Genomic DNA, 14,794 nt, shown 5'->3' on the forward strand with positions numbered 1-14,794 from the left:
CGCATTTCCGTATCTCCCATACCTCCCATGGCGAAGCGATCCCTGGCCAGCCTCGGCAGTGCCGAACTGCGCGGCAAGCGTGTGTTGGTGCGGGTTGACTTCAACGTACCGCTCGACGATGCCGGTGCCATCACCGATGACACCCGCATCCGGGCCGCCCTGCCCACCATCGCCCACCTGCGCGACAACGGCGCCCGGGTGATCCTGGCAGCCCACTTCGGTCGTCCCAAGGGCCAGGTGAACGAGGGCATGCGCCTCACCCAGGTGGCCGCCCGCCTCAGCGACCTGCTGGGTGTGCCCGTGACCAAGACCGACAGCTGCATCGGCCCCGATGCCGAGGCCAAGGTGGCCGCCCTGGAAGACGGCGGTGTGGTGCTGCTCGAAAACGTGCGTTTCTTCGCCGAAGAAGAGAAGAACGAAGCCGAGTTCGCCAAGCAGCTCGCCGCCCTGGCCGAGGTGTACGTGAACGACGCCTTTGGGGCGGCCCACCGCGCCCACGCCTCCACCGAGGGGGTCACCAAGTTCCTCAGCCCCAATGTGGCGGGCCACCTGATGGAGAAGGAGCTGGCCTACCTGCAGGGCGCCATCGATGCCCCCAAGCGTCCGCTGGCGGCGATCGTGGGCGGCTCCAAGGTGAGCTCCAAGATCGGCGTGCTCGAGGCCCTGATCGACAAGTGCGACAAGATCCTGATCGGCGGCGGCATGATCTTCACCTTCTACAAGGCCCGCGGCCTCTCGGTGGGCAAGAGCCTGGTGGAAGAGGACAAGCTGGAGCTGGCCAAGGAACTCGAGGCCAAGGCAGCCGCCAAAGGTGTGCAGTTCCTGCTGCCCACCGACGTGGTGCTGGCCGACAACTTCGCCCCCGACGCCAACAGCCAGATCGCCAAGATTGAGGCCATTCCCGACGGCTGGATGGGCCTGGACATCGGCCCCGATTCCCTGAAGGTGTTCCAGGAGGCCCTGGCCGACTGTCAGACCGTGATCTGGAACGGCCCCATGGGCGTGTTCGAGTTCGACAAGTTTGCGGCCGGCACCAACGGCATCGCCCACACCCTGGCCGCCCTCAGCGCCAAGGGCACCATCACAATCATCGGCGGCGGCGACTCCGTGGCAGCCGTGGAGAAGGTGGGCGTGGCCGACCAGATGTCCCACATCTCCACCGGCGGCGGCGCCAGCCTGGAGCTGCTGGAAGGCAAGGTGCTGCCCGGCGTGGCCGCCCTGGATGAAGCCTGATTGGGGTCAAGCCTGATCGGAGCCTGCTCTGATCAGAGCCACCAGGGGGCTCAGACCCCCTGGTGGGGCAGGCGGGGCCCCATGGTCCCGCCCGGCAGGCCAAAGCGGCGCTGCAGCTCCACCAGATCCGCCATCTGCTGACGGCGCTGCTGCATGGTCTGTTGCAGCTGGGTGCGTTGGCAGCGCTCCACGGCGGCCAGGTCCCGGGCCGGCACGATGCAGCGTTCGGCCTGGCTGAGCTGCTCCAGCCGCTCACGGGCGCTGCGCTGCTCCAGGTCGCGGCGGGCCGCGAAATACTGTTTGCGCTGGCTGGCACTGAGGCGACTCATCGCTTCAGCCTGCTGGCGCTGCATCACCTCGCGACGCTCCGGGTTGCGCCACTGCTGCTGGAGCGGCTTCTGCTGCAGGGGCTGGGTCTGGGCCAGCAGCGGCCCACCGCAGAGCAACACCAGAGCACCGGCCAGAAGACCAGAGCTGGATGGGAGACAACGGCTCCAAAAACTGGGGACCATGGCGAGAGGGGGGATCAGGGATTGAGCTGGGCCTTATCGGCCACCACCAGCACCCGCTTGGTGGCACTGACGATGCCCTTGGGATGCACAAGCAACACGGCCCAGGTCTGGGTCCCGGGGGTGTAAGGGGCCTGCACCGACTTGAACAGCCCCCCCCCGCCCAGGGCGCCCAGCTGCAGATCGGGACTCTCCAGGGCGTTGACCTGCTGGCCGGTGAGAGCCACCAGGCCCCCGGCCGCCACGGCCCCCTCGAGGGGCTCATCGAACAGCACGTCGACGTCGTAGCGCTGGCCCGTGAGCACCGCATCCGGAATCAGCAGGCTCACCGGTAGATCGGCTTCGCCACTGCGCAGCAAGGACTGCTCGCGCACCACGGTCTGGCCATTGATCAGGCCACCACTACTCGTGAGCACCAGTTGCTGCTGGGCCTCAAGCCGGTAGCGGGTGGGGCCATCGTCCCGGGTGCCGCTCACCTGCAACTGCACCGTGCTGCGGCCATCCCGCAGGGGCGCTCCGGGGCTGATCTGCCAACGGGCATCGGGGAATTGGCGCAACAAACTGCGGCGGCGCAGTTCCACCAGGGTGACGTCGAGGCCCGGACCGTTCTCCAACACCCCCGCCAGCGCACCAGTGCCGTTGAGGGCTGCCTCCAGGGCCTGGAGCTGAACTGCTGTGGGGGCTGCCGCCAGCGCTGGCAAGCCAACCGCCGCTAGGGCGAAACCCGCCGCCACCTCCAGGATTCGATCACGGCAGCCGGGCAGGACCCGACGCAAGGGCTGAAGGCGCGGCATCGCAGCGGCGGAAACCGCTTTTAAGTTAGGCGCGCTCCAGCCATCCGGCCGAACCCCTCGCCCATGCCCAGGCTCCTGATCGCTGCCAGCGGCACCGGCGGCCACCTGTTCCCCGCCTTGGCTGTGGCCGATGCCATGCCCTCCGGCTGGAGCGTGCAGTGGCTGGGGGTGCCCGACCGCCTGGAAACCCAACTGGTGCCCAGTCGCTATCCCCTCCACACCGTGCGGGCCGGAGGCCTGCAGGGGCGGGGCCTGCGCCAGCTGCTCAACCTGCTGCAGCTGCTGCAGGCCACCCGCTCGGTGCGGCGGCTGATCCGCCGCGAACAGATCCACGCCGTCTTCACCAGCGGCGGCTACATCGCCGCTCCCGCGATCCTGGCGGCCCGCTGGTCGGGCGTGCCGGTGGTGCTGCACGAGAGCAATGCCGTGCCAGGCAAGGTCACCCGCCTGCTCGGCCGCTGCTGCACCCGGGTGGCGGTGGGGCTCCCCCAGGCCGCTGCCCGCCTGCCCCGCTGCCGGCCGGTGGTCACGGGCACACCGGTGCGGCAGGCGTTCCTACGGCCTGCCCCCCTGCCCACCTGGGTGCCGGCGGGGCCGGGACCGCTGCTGCTGGTGATGGGCGGCAGCCAGGGGGCCGTGGGGCTCAACCGGATGGTGCGCCCCCTGCTGGCTCGGCTCTCGGCGGCGGGCGTGCGGGTGGTGCACCTCACCGGCAGCAACGACCCCGAGAGCGGCCAGACCCTGCCGGAAGGGGTGGTGGAGCGGCCGTTCAGCGACGAGATCCCGAGCCTGCTGCAGCACGCCGATCTGGCCATCAGCCGCAGCGGTGCCGGCGCCCTCAGCGAGCTGGCCGTGTGCCGCACCCCCGCCATCCTGGTGCCCTACCCGGCCGCCGCCGACCGCCACCAGGATGCCAACGCCGCCGCCGCCGCGGAACTGGGGGCCGCCGTGATCGTGTGGCAACACCTGCCCGGCGAGCCGGCGCTGGAGCAGGCCCTCTGGCGCCTGCTGGGGCCGCGGCTGCGGGGTGCGCGGGCGGTCCGGGATCCCCTGGTGGCGATGGCCGCCGCCATGGAAGCGCTGGCGGTACGGGAGGCCGATCGGCGGGTGGCGGCCCTGCTCAGCGGCTCAAGCCTCGCTCCCGAAGCGGGGTAAGCCCTGGGCCAACTCCTGGCCCAGGGCCCTGAGGAGACGCCGGTTGCCAGCGCGGCCCTGGTAGCCGATACGCAGCCAGGGCTCCCCCAGCCCGTCGAAGGAGCGGCAGTCTCGCAGCAGGATCCGGTGGCGGCGCTCCAGGCGCTCCCGCAGCGGCTGCAGGGACGCCTCACCACGCACCAACAGGTAATTGGCCGCCGACGGCAGGGGCGTGAGCCCCGGCAGGGCCGCCAACTGGGCGGTGAGCCAGGGCCCCTCCCGCGCCACCCAGCCCTGCACCCGGGCTGTCCAGCGCCGCGAACAGGCGGGGTCGGCCAGCAGGGCCTCGGCCACCGCCACCGCCAGGCCATTGACAGGCCAGGGATCCCGCCAACGGGCCCAGCGCTCCAGTCGCTCGGGATGGCCCAGGGCGTACCCCAGCCGGAGCCCGGCAATCGACCACAACTTGGTGAGGCTGCGGATCACCACCAGGTTGGGGTGGTGGGGAACCAGGGGGATCAACGACTGCCGCTCTCCACCGGGCACCAGCGGCAGGAAGGCCTCATCGGCGATCACCAGGGCAAAGCGCTCCAGCAGCGGCTCCAGGGAGGCCCGGCTCCATAGGGCGCCTGTGGGGTTGTGGGGGTTGGTGAGCCAGAGCACGGCCCCGGCAGGGGGATCGGGGAAGGCCTGGGGTGTCCCACCGGCCTGGAGCGGGAGGCGCTGGGGCCGCCAGGCCCCGCCCCAGCAGGCCAGGGCCCGGGGATAGTCGGCAAAGCCCGGCTGGGGCAGCACGCTCAATCCGGCCGCGGCCCCATCCCGGGCCGCCCAGGTGAACAACTCCGCCGCCCCGTTGCCCGGCAGCAACCAGTCGGGCCCCAGACCCTCACACGGATGGCCCTGGGCCAGGGCCATGCGCAGGGCGCGGTACTCCCGATCGGGGTAGGCCCGCAACGACCCGGCGGCCCCGCCCAGGGCCGCCCCCAGCAGCGCCCTGCGCACGGCCCAGGGCGGTCCGAAGGGCACCAGGGACGCGCTGGCATCCAGCAGCTGGGAGGGCCGACAACCCAGCCGTGCCGCGGTGGCAGCCAGGTTGCCGCCATGGCGCTCGAACGGGCCCGTCGTCATGGCCGCAACCTAGGAGCCGGCACACCAGGGGGCGAGCCCGCCACAATCAGGCTTCCCCGATCGGGCCCCGTGGCCAGCCGACCGCTGCAACCGCTGATCACCGCCATCGGCCGGGTGCTGCTGGGCAAGGAGCAGGCCGTGCAGCTGGCCCTGGCCTGCCTGCTGGCCCGGGGCCACCTGCTGATCGAAGATCTGCCCGGCATGGGCAAAACCACCCTGGCTGAAGCCCTGGCCCGGGGATTCGGGCTCAGCTTCAAGCGGGTGAGCTTCACCAGCGACCTGCTGCCGGCGGATCTCACCGGCATCAATGTGTTCGACGCCGCCAACACCCGGTTCCACTTCCAACCCGGCCCCCTGTTCAGCCAGGTGCTGCTGGCCGATGAGATCAACCGGGCCAGCCCCCGCACCCAGAGCGCCCTGCTGGAGGCGATGGCGGCGGGGCGGGTGAGCGTGGACGGGGTGAGCCACCCCCTGCCCCAGCCCTTCCTGGTGATCGCCACCCAGAACGGCATCGACCAGGTGGGCACGGCGCCCCTGCCGGAATCCCAGCTGGATCGCTTCCTGATGCGGCTCAGCCTGGGCTTCCCCAACCGGGAGGCCGAGCGCGCGCTCCTAGGCGGCGCAGCCCTCCCCCCCGCCAGCCTGGAGCCCTTCTGCGACGCCACCGGCCTGCTGGAGCTGCAGCGGCAGGCCGCCACCCAGCATTGCTCCACTGCCCTACTCGACTACGTGCTCGACCTGGCCGCCTTCAGCCGCCGGGCCGACCAGCCAGGTCCGGGCCTGTCGCCGCGGGCCTGTCAGGGGTTGGTGGCCGCGGCGCGGGCCTGGTCGCTGCTGGAGGGACGGGACCATGTCACCCCGGCCGACGTGCAGGCCGTGCTGCCGGCCGTGGCCGACCATCGCCTGCAGCGGGATGCCGCTGCCCTGCTGGCCGGAGTGGATGGGCTTCGCTGACCTGCAGCTGGAGCTGGAGCGGTGGGTTAAACCCCAGCGGGGCGAGCGGCTGCGGCTTGGGCTGCGCAACCTCTACATCCTCCCCACCCGCTTCGGCTGGCTCTGGCTGGCGGGCAGTGGCCTGCTGCAACTGGTGGCGATCCAGAGCCAGCGCAACGGCCCCCTACTGCTGAGCTTCCTGATGTTGGGCCTGTGGCTGCTGGCCCTGCACCTCACCCACTTCAACCTGCAGGGGCTCACCCTCCAGGCCCTGCCCCCCGCGGGGGGATTCGCCGGCGAGCCCCTCGCCTATCGGCTGCTGGTGCAGAGCCGCGGCAGCCGCGACGCCGTGCAGCTGGGGCAGCAGCGGCAACCGCCCCCACCACCGCAACGCCTGAACGGAGGCGAAGCGGTGTTGACCGTCACCTGGCACAGCCCGCGTCGGGGCCTGCAGACCCCGGGACCGCTGCGGATCCAAACCACGGCACCGCTGGGGCTGTTCCGCTGCTGGGGCCTGTGGGAGCCCCCCCTTCCCCAGCCCGTCTACCCGGCTCGACGGCCGGGCCCCGTGGCCGCAGCCCCCGGGCCGTCGGGCAGCGAGGACAGCCAAGTGGCCGCCACTCCCCACCAACAGGGCAGTGCGTCCTGGCACGATCTGCGGCCGCACCGCCCGGAGGACGGCCTGGGCCGGATGGCCTGGACCGTCCTGGCCCAGGGCCGGGGGAAACAGACCAAAGTGTTCGCCAATGACAGCCCTCCGGCGGCCCGACTCAGCCCCGCGCCCGGGGTGCCGCTGGAGCGGGCGCTGGAGCATCTCAGTGCCGAGATCTGGCGCCGCAGCCAGGCCGGCGAAGCCTTCGGCCTGGACCTGGGCGCCACCCACCTGGCACCAGCCACCGGGCCGGACCACCGGGATCGCTGCCTGCTGGCCCTGGCCACCCACGGCACCCCATGAGCCGCTCCGCCCGCTGGCTGCAGATCCTGGGTTTGGCGGTGCTGGCCGCAGGCCTGCCCGGCCTGGATTACGGCTCCCCCCTGGGCTGGCTCTCGGCCGGACTGCTGCTGCTGGCAGCCCTAAAGCTGGCCGAAGCCCGCAGCGTGCAGGAACGGCGACTGGTGAGCCTGCTCACCCTGATCGGCTGCGGGGTCCAGGGGGCCCAGCAGCCCGAGCTGCTGCCCAGCGTTCTGCAGCTGCTGGGCACCGGACTGGCCCTGGCGGGCCTGCTGGCCCTCGAGGTGGGTGAGGGCCTGAGCTGGCGGGCCGTGCTGCGCCGCAGCCTGGCGGTGCTGCTGGCCGCCCTGCCGATGGCCCTGCTGCTGTTCCTGCTCGTGCCCCGGCTGGATCCGCTGTGGACAGCACCCAGCCTGCGGGGCCCCGGCGCCGCCGTCACCGGCCTAAGCGCCGACCTCGACCCAGGCAGCATCGCCAGCCTGGCCAACGACGAGGCTCCGGCAGCCCGGGTGAGCTTCAGCAGCGCCACGCCCCCAGACCCACAAGGGCGCTATTGGCGGGTGATCGTGCACGAGCGCTTCGACGGCCGACGCTGGAGTCGCCTTGACGAGCCGGCGAAGGCCACTGTTCCCCCCGCCAACGCCCCCAGCAGCGCCGCTGATCAAGCCGGCCCCAGTCAGGTGTGGCTGGTGGAACCCAGCCCCGTCCATGCCCTGCCCTGGGCGGGCACTGGCCAGGGCAGTTCCAGCCAACTGCGGGTGAGCCGGAACGGGGAACTGCGGCGTCAGCTGCCCGGCAGGGAACGGCTGGCCTACCTGCTGCGCGATGTCGACCGGCCCCAGGCCTGGCAGCAACGGCCACCCACCCTGGTGGACCTGAGCCTGCCGGCAGGCAGCAACCCGCAACTGGAAAGCCTGGGGGAGAGCTGGCGCACCCTGCCCCAGCCGGAGCAACGACTCGCCGCCGCCCAGGCCTGGTTCACAAGCCACACCTTTCGCTACAGCCGCACCCCCGGCGCCCTGCCAGCCCGCCGAGGCCTGGACGTGTTCCTGTTTGAACGGCGGGAGGGCTTCTGCGGCCACTACGCCAGCGCCTTCACGGCCCTGATGCGGTCGGCGGGGGTACCGGCCCGGGTGGTGAGCGGCTACCTGGGCGGCCGCTGGGTGCAGCCGCTGGGAGGCACGCCCTACCTCGACCTGCGCCAGAGCGACGCCCATGCCTGGAGCGAGGTGTGGCTTCCCAACCGGGGCTGGCAGCGGGTCGACCCCAGCGCCTGGGTGGGCTCCAGCGCATCCAACCCCGTCGGGGTGGTCGGTAGCGCAGCAGCAGGCTCCTCAAAGCTGGAGGGCTGGCGGCTGGGCATGCAATGGCTGCAATGGCAGTGGTGGGGCTTGGATCTGGCCTGGAACCGCTGGTGGCTGGGGTTCGACCAAGCCAGCCAGGAAGCCCTGCTGCGACGGTTGTTTGGTGATCAACGCCAGGGCCTGGGTCTGGTGCTGTTGGGGGGCGCGGGGGGCCTGCTGGCCCTAGGCCTCGGCTGGCTGCAGTGGCTCCAGACACCGGAGCGGGGGGACCGGCTGGAACGGGATCTCCACGCCGTGCTCCGCCTCCTGCGGCGCTGGGGGATCGAGCCGGCTCCGGGGGAGACCTTTGGGCAGCTGTGCCTGCGTGCGCGCGAACGCCTGCCGGGGCGCAGGGAAGCCCTGCAGGAGCTGAGCCGATGCCACGGGCTGCTGCGCTTTGCCCGCCTCAACCCAACGGCGCGAGCGCGGCACTGGGCCGCCTGGCGAACAGCCCTGCGCACCCTGCAACACAGCCCCTAAAGCGCGCTATAAGCCGTGAATTCAGGGAGAGTGCCATGCCCACGCGCGTCCTGCCTGCCGTCCTGCTGGCCCTGGGGCTTGGCCTGCCGATGCCGGCAACCTGGGCCGGTTCCAACGACCTGATCCAACTGCTGGACACCCGCAACTGCCGCGGCTGCAAGCTGCAGGACGCCGACCTTGTGCATGCCGATCTACGCGATGCGGATCTGCGCCAGGCCCAACTGCAGCGCGCCAATTTGGCCCAGGCCCGCCTGGATGGGGCCCAGCTCTCCGGCGCCAACCTGAGCTTCACCAGTCTCACGGGCGCCTCGCTGCGGGGCGCCGACCTACGCGGCGCCCGCCTCGACGGGACCGATCTGCGCCAGGCGGATCTGAGCGGGGCCCTACTGGACCCTGGGGCCCTCTCGCGCAGCCACTGGCAACGGGCCACCGGCATCGCCGCCATGCAGCTGACCTACGCCGAGCTGCACAACGCGGGGGCCGAGGCCGCCCAGCAGGGGCGCTATCCGGAAGCCGAACAACTCTTTGGGGATGCGATCCGCAAGGACCCGAACGCCGCGATCAGCTGGGTGGCCAGGGGGATCTGCCGCAGCGAACAGGGCAAAACCCAACTGGCCGCCAGCGACTTCACCTACGCCGCCAGCCTCTACAGCCAGGGGGGTGAAGTGGCCCAGGCCGAGCAACTGAAACAGGCCGCCGAAAAACTGGCCAAGGGTGCCGACTCCAACGGCGAGGGCGGCAATGGGGCCGGCAGCAAAGCTCTCGAAGGCCTGCTGTCTGCTTTCCAGTTCCTGGCACCCCTCGCCATGAAAGGGCTGATCCCGCTGGGGTTATGAAGCCCCCCGGCAACGGTTACGGCCGAAACTCATACCAATCGAGGTCACTGACGCCACCGAGAGGTTGGGGCCGACTCGTACCCACAGCCACGTAGAGCAAATCAGGCCGACCAGAGCGAATCTTCAGCCCCGAACCCAGGGCCAGTTCCCTACTTTGTCCCGGTTCCAGAATGGTGTCGAGCACCTTTTCCCCCTCAAGCCGCTCCACCCGCACCCAGCTCTGTCCACCCCGGGCCTCCAGCCGAAGCGTGGCAGGAATGGCCCGCGACGGACGCTGGCCAACGGTGGGTACGGGAGAGCGGTCGACCACAGGCAGGGAGCGACGACTCAGCAGTGGGGGCAGGCCCAGCACTATCAAGACCAGAACCAAACCGGCGCCAAGAGCAACGGACCTCTGGCGAGCCTTGAGGGATCGGAACCGAAACACAATCCCTGACCGGGGCGAGCGGCGACGGGACGGAGAGTCGCTGGGAGGGGACTGGAAGCGGGGCAAACGCACATCCGCCCAACTTCTGGGGGCCGGAGCGGGGGGCACTGCAGCGGCGGGAGGCAAGGCCTCAGGCACCCTGGGTTGCGCCAGGGCGCGGGAGACCTGCTCTTGCAGGGCCTTGCGCTCATCGAGCAGATGGCGGATGTCCTCAGCAACACTGCGGACCTTCTGGCGAAATTTGTCTTCGTAAATGCCAGGCAGTTCGTTGAGCAGGCCTTGGTATTGCTCCAGCTCAGCTTGAGCTTCCGCCACTTGACGCTCAAGATCCTCTATCGCCTGTTGGCTCTGCAGAAAATCCTCTGCGGGCAATGAAGATTCTGGATCGGCCATGAAAGCACCGGGGCCTAAGTATTCATTGGAGAACTAAGCGCACTCCAGTCAAGCAGAATGACACTCAAGCAGCATTAATAGGAAGCTGAACCCATGAATTCTCGGGCTTGGGGAGTCGAAGGTTGGTATCCATAGCCATAAACACCACCTTCAACATCATTGATAATCTTCGGGGTCACCATGATGACCAGCTCACGCTTTTCACGACGGTTACCGCTGGAGCGGAACAGCGAACCAATCAAAGGAATATCGCCAAGAATGGGCCACTTACTCACCTCGGCTCGGTCGAAATCAGAAATTACACCAGTCATGATCAAGGTTTGACCGTCACGCACGCGGAGAGCACCAGTATCAAGACGGCGAATACTTAAGATATCAATATTTCCACAACCAGGCACTGGCTCTCGATCAGTGACAGCGGAAACACTAGGCGACAAAGCAAATGTCACAAAACCATTGTCGTCAATTTTTTCAACTCGAGCTCCCAACACAAGTCCTGCTGTCGAAAGCGTAGGCTCGCATGTAATAATATTACTTGCCCCAGAAGCATTGGCTGCATTATTAACTTGATATTGGGTGATAACATTCGTGCCAACCCTGACCACGCCTTCATTGGCACGCCTGCGACCAATCGGCGAGTCAATGCTGTAATCATCAAGAGCTCCCGTGGATGAACCGCCACTACCACCTCCACCCTCGGAACGCAGCTCTGCAGGGTTTTCCTGGAGAATCAAAGTAGGACTCGCCAACAATTTTGTACTTTGCGATACAATCTGAGCCCTCAAAAAATCATAAAATTGATCTTTGGGATAGGCCAATCCAGGATTGGGCGACTGTGCGGAAAAGCCGGTCAGAGGATTATATGTTGGTGGCAAGTTATTACCAAATGCACCAAGCAACTCGCCACCATCATTGACGATGAAGTTATTGCCCCAACGGATCGCAAAACTATTTTCCATAGTGGAATCATTATCTAGATTCACATCCAGGATTTTGACCGAAAGGGCCACTTGGCGCTGTCGTAAATCAAGCTGCCTAAGGTACCCTTCTGCGACAAGAACAATTCCCGGGTCACCCACCAAGGTGATCGTTCCCAGCCGAGTATCTGTAGTCGCCCTGAGCCCTACCAAAGGGCCAGTTGATGCGCCATAGGCCTCAACTGTAGTTTGAGTTTGCGATTGGGTCGTTTGAGAGTTGGCGCCAGAAGATACAGCCTCACCCTGGGATACCCCTTGGGTCACTGAAGTAGTAATCGTATTAGTCTTCGTAACTGATGCGCCCAGGTTGGCAAGATAGTCAGCGGCTGCATTAGGCCCAACCTGGTTAAGTCGATAAACCTTTGACATTTGAGCGCCAAAACTCTTGGTTAGAGCATTGGGACCAGCAATAATCATATTGCCTTCTTTTTTGCCCTGCAAACCTGCAGCCAGCAAGGTGGAATTTAATGCTCGTGAATAGGTTTCTCCACGAAAAGAAATCGAAACAGTTCGGGCAGAAGAAACGGCCCCCTGGCCAGTCGCGTTTCCATCATCGACAAACACAAATCCATAACCGCCCAGCTGGGCTAGGGCCATCAGGGCATCTTTGGCCGGCGCATTCTTAAGGGTCATGGTGACCGGCGGGCCACTCACGTTGACGTAACCAGGATTCCGCAGCGTCATGGTGCCCACCGCCATGTCCCCCAGCGGCGGGGCCACCGCCCGGGCCTGGAGTGGCGGGGCGTAGGTGGGCAGGGGAACAGCTCCGGGTTGGCTGAGATTCAAGCGGTTGGTCTGCAGCGAAGCCTGGGGAGAGGAGGGGAAGGTGAGGATCAGATTCACCCCGTCGGCACTCACCACCGGGCGAGCCATGGACACACCTGGCATCGGGGTCACCGACAGGTTGTAGGTGCTCCCGGAACCATCCAGGCTGACGGACTGGAAGCCGAGCTCCGGCAGGGAAAGCCGCTGGGGACCAGAGCGCAGCCCTGAAGGCCTCGCCGTGGTGAGTTGGCCCTGCCAACCATTGGCCCTGGAGGACTGCTGCAACTCCGGTGCCGGGCCGGCCCCTTCCACCACTAGCTCCACAGCATTGCCGAGGCGGCGCACCTGGAGCTGCAGGGGCCCAGTGGTTGCCACGGACGGCGAGCCCGCAGTTGAGCTGGAGACAGGAGCTGAGCCCGCAGCCGGTTGACGCGGTGCCGCCTGGCTGGATGCCTCAAGCAGAGCAAACGCCGGAAGGGCCGTGGCCACCGCGGCTGTAGCAAATCGCTGCCAAAGATGCCTGCCCAACGTCAATGCCACAACTTTGGGCGGATCTTACCGAAAGAGTTTCTCCAAGGCCAGAGCTGGTCTGGAGTTTGTTAGTTCTTCGGTGCCGATGGAGGAGCTGTCACACCCGCAGCAGATCGATAGTAAGTGAACTGCAACTTCAACTCCGTCTTGGCGACGGCCGGCGCCACTGCAGGCTGACCAGCCGCAGGCTGGGGGGCGCTGGGCAGGGCAACTGCCGCAAGGGCCAAGTTGCTCTGGGTCACCAAAACCGTGAGCTTCTCGGTCGCCCGCAGGAACGCCAGCAGATTGGGATAGGGGCCCTTGGCCGTGATCAGCACCTTCTGGGCCTGGAGACCGGCTGCTTCCAGGGGAGTTTTGGGAGGGGGAGGAGGGGCATCCTCCCCTTTCTTGGCCGCATCGGGCGTCGGCGGCGGGGCCACCACCGGCTCATACAGGTCCAACTGGACGCCCAGACGGGAGGCCTCCCGATCGAGTTGGGCCAGGAAGGTGGCCAGCTCGCCACTGCCCTGAATCATTTGCAGGAGCTGGGCCTGATTGCGTTCAGCCTTGCTCTGGGCTTGAGCAGTCTTGGCGATTTGGGCCCGGAGCATGGGAATGCGGGCCTGAAGTTCCTCCAACTGGGCCAGCCGTTCGCTAGCGGCTTGGAGCCGCATCCACTGGGGAACGGCGGCAAAACCGACAATCAAACCCGTCACCACAACGCCAATGCCAATGGGAACGCCGAACAGCAAGCGCTGCTGCAGTCGGGATGCCTTTGGGTTCGCAGCGTCCTGAAGATTGGTCATTGGAGCAGTCCCTCCTTCTGCAAGAGATCCAAGCGGCGAACAAGGCCCTCAGCCCCGAGCTGACTGAGAATTTGTTTCTCAGCCGCAGGGCTGATCGGGGGGCGGAAATTCACAACGATTTCAAAATCAACCGGTCCCACGACCGGTCCCTGTGTTGCCGGACCCGAACTGGCCACATCGGCCCCGCGGGACGCTTTGACCATCGTCACTCCGTTGGGATCAACGAGGGGTGAGCGCTTCAGCTGGAGCTGGAAGGCATTGATCCGGGCAAAGGCCTGGGGATCGCGAGAGGAGCCCTTGAGGCGATAGCCCGATCCCTCCTCGGTGGCCGCGGTGAGCTGAATCCCCTCCGGCACACGGGTCTGGAGATCACGCAACACCGCCGAACCGGAGCGCACCGCAATCAGGCCCTTCACCAAGTCTCCATTGGCCTTGTCGATCCCCTGGAGTTTGGTTTTGGCTGCCGTGAGCTGGGTTTCAAACAGCTGCACCTCCGCCTCCACCGTGCTGAGACGCTCGATCGCAGCGTTCACCATCATGGAGCGCAGGAACACCAAGGCGGTAACGCCAAGGGAGACCCCGATCAACGCGGCACCGATCGCCACACCCTGAACGAGCCGCTGGCGCCCTTGAACGGAGACCGCAACGGGATCGGGAAGGTTGAGCTCCTGGCGCTTTTCACGCAGGAGGTCGAACGGAGTCGTGGTCGGCGTGGAGGTCATTGGGCCAGCTCCAAGGTCGAGAGCCCCTGCAGGGCGAGGGAACCGAATCCATCCCGATCGATCAGCTCGGCTTCCAGGCCGAGGGCCTGCTCCAGCAACTCAAGATCCTGAAGCGGTTCGGCCAACAACAACCGCAGGGAAGCCTGGGGCGCCAGTTGACTGCGATAAAACTCCAGACACCGCTGCAACGCGGGGATCAGCTCCGCCATGTTGCCGGGCAACATCCGCTCGAATTCAGGCACGCCCTGCCTCCAGATAATCAGATTGGTTCGCTGATCCAGGGGTTGGAGCAACGCCACCACGGTGTGGGCAGGAGTGGCCTCCAACTGCTCCTGGATCCCCAACATTTGGCACACCTGGTTCGGGAGCAGGTGCTGCAAGGTGCCACCGGCAATGGCGAACACTTCCACCCAGGCCTCAACAACCGAGCGCTCGGCCGCCACCACCATTGAACTCGAGGGCCGGCCAGGCAGGGGCTGGATATTCAAATAGGCCGCCTCCAAGGAGAAGGGCCAGCCCAGATCCGGATTCAGATCCCGCAGTTCTTCAACCGAATCGACTGGCTGCTGGCTGTCGGGCCAATCCACCACACGCCAATGGGAGGCCGAGCTCGGCAAGGACACCACCAGTTGGGCGTCGATGCCCCCATGTTCGAGCAGCAGATCGCCCAGAAAATCTCCCACCGCATCCCGGAGGTACGGCGTGCCATCGCGGCACGTCCGGGCCGGGATGGGGGCGGTCCAGATCGGACGTGGGTAACGCAGCGTCGGCTCCACGGGCTTACCCCTCTTCACCGACTGTCCAATCACTTGGTGATCAGACAGATCGATCATCACCACCGTGGGGAAGAGC

The 14,794-nt window shown here is 67.0% G+C and carries 15 protein-coding genes; 7 read left to right on the plus strand and 8 right to left on the minus strand.

The window, feature by feature from the left end; genetic code table 11:
- Window positions 1-27 precede the first annotated feature (27 nt).
- Window positions 28-1,233 carry a phosphoglycerate kinase gene (locus tag H6G16_RS10980; RefSeq protein ID WP_190390355.1) on the plus strand — a complete coding sequence of 402 codons (1,206 nt, stop codon included), beginning with the start codon at window positions 28-30 and terminating at the stop codon, window positions 1,231-1,233.
- 50 nt (window positions 1,234-1,283) lie between these two features.
- Here the strand turns inward: H6G16_RS10980 and H6G16_RS10985 are convergent, their stop codons facing one another.
- Both H6G16_RS10985 and H6G16_RS10990 read right to left on the minus strand, forming a co-directional pair.
- The gene (locus H6G16_RS10985) at window positions 1,284-1,745 is read right to left on the minus strand and encodes a hypothetical protein (RefSeq protein WP_190390356.1); all 462 of its coding nucleotides are present in this window, start codon (window positions 1,743-1,745) and stop codon (window positions 1,284-1,286) included.
- A 14-nt stretch (window positions 1,746-1,759) separates the two neighbouring features.
- Window positions 1,760-2,536: a hypothetical protein gene (locus tag H6G16_RS10990; protein ID WP_242036380.1), complete on the minus strand. Its 777-nt coding sequence runs from the start codon at window positions 2,534-2,536 to the stop codon at window positions 1,760-1,762.
- A gap of 63 nt (window positions 2,537-2,599) precedes the next feature.
- Here H6G16_RS10990 and H6G16_RS10995 point away from each other — a divergent pair, with 63 nt between their 5' ends.
- Complete coding sequence (locus H6G16_RS10995; protein WP_190390357.1) at window positions 2,600-3,691, plus strand: UDP-N-acetylglucosamine--N-acetylmuramyl-(pentapeptide) pyrophosphoryl-undecaprenol N-acetylglucosamine transferase; 1,092 nt, start codon at window positions 2,600-2,602, stop codon at window positions 3,689-3,691.
- On the opposite strand, the gene H6G16_RS11000 is transcribed toward H6G16_RS10995, so the two are convergent.
- On the minus strand, window positions 3,665-4,798 hold the full coding sequence (locus tag H6G16_RS11000) for an aminotransferase class I/II-fold pyridoxal phosphate-dependent enzyme (RefSeq protein ID WP_190390358.1): 1,134 nt from the start codon (window positions 4,796-4,798) through the stop codon (window positions 3,665-3,667). The genes H6G16_RS10995 and H6G16_RS11000 overlap by 27 nt on opposite strands.
- A 69-nt stretch (window positions 4,799-4,867) precedes the next feature.
- Here H6G16_RS11000 and H6G16_RS11005 point away from each other — a divergent pair, with 69 nt between their 5' ends.
- The 4 genes from H6G16_RS11005 to H6G16_RS11020 are packed head-to-tail and all read left to right on the plus strand — an operon-like array spanning window position 4,868 to window position 9,342.
- A complete protein-coding gene (locus H6G16_RS11005) occupies window positions 4,868-5,752 on the plus strand; it encodes a MoxR family ATPase (protein WP_347238869.1) in 885 nt (294 codons plus the stop codon).
- On the plus strand, window positions 5,712-6,686 hold the full coding sequence (locus H6G16_RS11010) for a hypothetical protein (protein ID WP_190390360.1): 975 nt from the start codon (window positions 5,712-5,714) through the stop codon (window positions 6,684-6,686). The genes H6G16_RS11005 and H6G16_RS11010 overlap by 41 nt, the downstream gene beginning before the upstream one ends.
- Entirely contained in the window at window positions 6,683-8,506 is a 1,824-nt protein-coding gene (locus H6G16_RS11015; protein ID WP_190390361.1) for a transglutaminaseTgpA domain-containing protein, read from the plus strand. The genes H6G16_RS11010 and H6G16_RS11015 overlap by 4 nt, the downstream gene beginning before the upstream one ends.
- Window positions 8,507-8,541: 35 nt before the next feature.
- Window positions 8,542-9,342: a pentapeptide repeat-containing protein gene (locus H6G16_RS11020; protein WP_190390362.1), complete on the plus strand. Its 801-nt coding sequence runs from the start codon at window positions 8,542-8,544 to the stop codon at window positions 9,340-9,342.
- 16 nt (window positions 9,343-9,358) lie between these two features.
- On the opposite strand, the gene H6G16_RS11025 is transcribed toward H6G16_RS11020, so the two are convergent.
- Window positions 9,359-9,694 (minus strand): RodZ domain-containing protein, encoded by a 336-nt coding sequence (locus tag H6G16_RS11025; RefSeq protein WP_190390363.1) that lies wholly within the window; start codon window positions 9,692-9,694, stop codon window positions 9,359-9,361.
- Window positions 9,695-9,913: 219 nt separating this feature from the next.
- Between H6G16_RS11025 and H6G16_RS11030 the strand changes: the two genes are divergently transcribed.
- Window positions 9,914-10,144, plus strand: coding sequence for a hypothetical protein (locus H6G16_RS11030; RefSeq protein ID WP_190390364.1), 231 nt, complete (start codon window positions 9,914-9,916; stop codon window positions 10,142-10,144).
- Window positions 10,145-10,236: 92 nt separating this feature from the next.
- Here the strand turns inward: H6G16_RS11030 and H6G16_RS11035 are convergent, their stop codons facing one another.
- The 4 genes from H6G16_RS11035 to H6G16_RS11050 form a co-directional block, all read right to left on the minus strand.
- Window positions 10,237-12,249, minus strand: a complete 2,013-nt coding sequence (locus H6G16_RS11035) for a hypothetical protein (protein ID WP_347238870.1) — start codon at window positions 12,247-12,249, stop codon at window positions 10,237-10,239.
- A gap of 254 nt (window positions 12,250-12,503) precedes the next feature.
- On the minus strand, window positions 12,504-13,220 hold the full coding sequence (locus H6G16_RS11040) for a hypothetical protein (RefSeq protein ID WP_190390365.1): 717 nt from the start codon (window positions 13,218-13,220) through the stop codon (window positions 12,504-12,506).
- A complete protein-coding gene (locus H6G16_RS11045) occupies window positions 13,217-13,942 on the minus strand; it encodes a PilN domain-containing protein (RefSeq protein WP_190390366.1) in 726 nt (241 codons plus the stop codon). The genes H6G16_RS11040 and H6G16_RS11045 overlap by 4 nt, the downstream gene beginning before the upstream one ends.
- Window positions 13,939-14,718 (minus strand): hypothetical protein, encoded by a 780-nt coding sequence (locus H6G16_RS11050; protein ID WP_190390367.1) that lies wholly within the window; start codon window positions 14,716-14,718, stop codon window positions 13,939-13,941. Before H6G16_RS11050 ends, H6G16_RS11045 begins: the two co-directional genes overlap by 4 nt.
- Window positions 14,719-14,794 lie beyond the last annotated feature (76 nt).

Source organism: Cyanobium sp. FACHB-13342 (assembly GCF_014697415.1).
Taxonomy (GTDB): domain Bacteria; phylum Cyanobacteriota; class Cyanobacteriia; order PCC-6307; family Cyanobiaceae; genus Cyanobium_A.

Excerpts from the sequence above, each read along its gene's own strand:
- H6G16_RS11045 (WP_190390366.1), bottom strand. The coding sequence starts at position 13,942 with ATGACCTCCACGCCGACCACGACTCCGTTCGACCTCCTGCGTGAAAAG.
- H6G16_RS10980 (WP_190390355.1), top strand. The coding sequence starts at position 28 with ATGGCGAAGCGATCCCTGGCCAGCCTCGGCAGTGCCGAACTGCGCGGC.
- H6G16_RS11015 (WP_190390361.1), top strand. The coding sequence starts at position 6,683 with ATGAGCCGCTCCGCCCGCTGGCTGCAGATCCTGGGTTTGGCGGTGCTG.
- H6G16_RS10995 (WP_190390357.1), top strand. The coding sequence starts at position 2,600 with ATGCCCAGGCTCCTGATCGCTGCCAGCGGCACCGGCGGCCACCTGTTC.
- H6G16_RS11010 (WP_190390360.1), top strand. The coding sequence starts at position 5,712 with ATGCCGCTGCCCTGCTGGCCGGAGTGGATGGGCTTCGCTGACCTGCAG.
- H6G16_RS11000 (WP_190390358.1), bottom strand. The coding sequence starts at position 4,798 with ATGACGACGGGCCCGTTCGAGCGCCATGGCGGCAACCTGGCTGCCACC.
- H6G16_RS11020 (WP_190390362.1), top strand. The coding sequence starts at position 8,542 with ATGCCCACGCGCGTCCTGCCTGCCGTCCTGCTGGCCCTGGGGCTTGGC.
- H6G16_RS10985 (WP_190390356.1), bottom strand. The coding sequence starts at position 1,745 with ATGGTCCCCAGTTTTTGGAGCCGTTGTCTCCCATCCAGCTCTGGTCTT.
- H6G16_RS11040 (WP_190390365.1), bottom strand. The coding sequence starts at position 13,220 with ATGACCAATCTTCAGGACGCTGCGAACCCAAAGGCATCCCGACTGCAG.
- H6G16_RS10990 (WP_242036380.1), bottom strand. The coding sequence starts at position 2,536 with ATGCCGCGCCTTCAGCCCTTGCGTCGGGTCCTGCCCGGCTGCCGTGAT.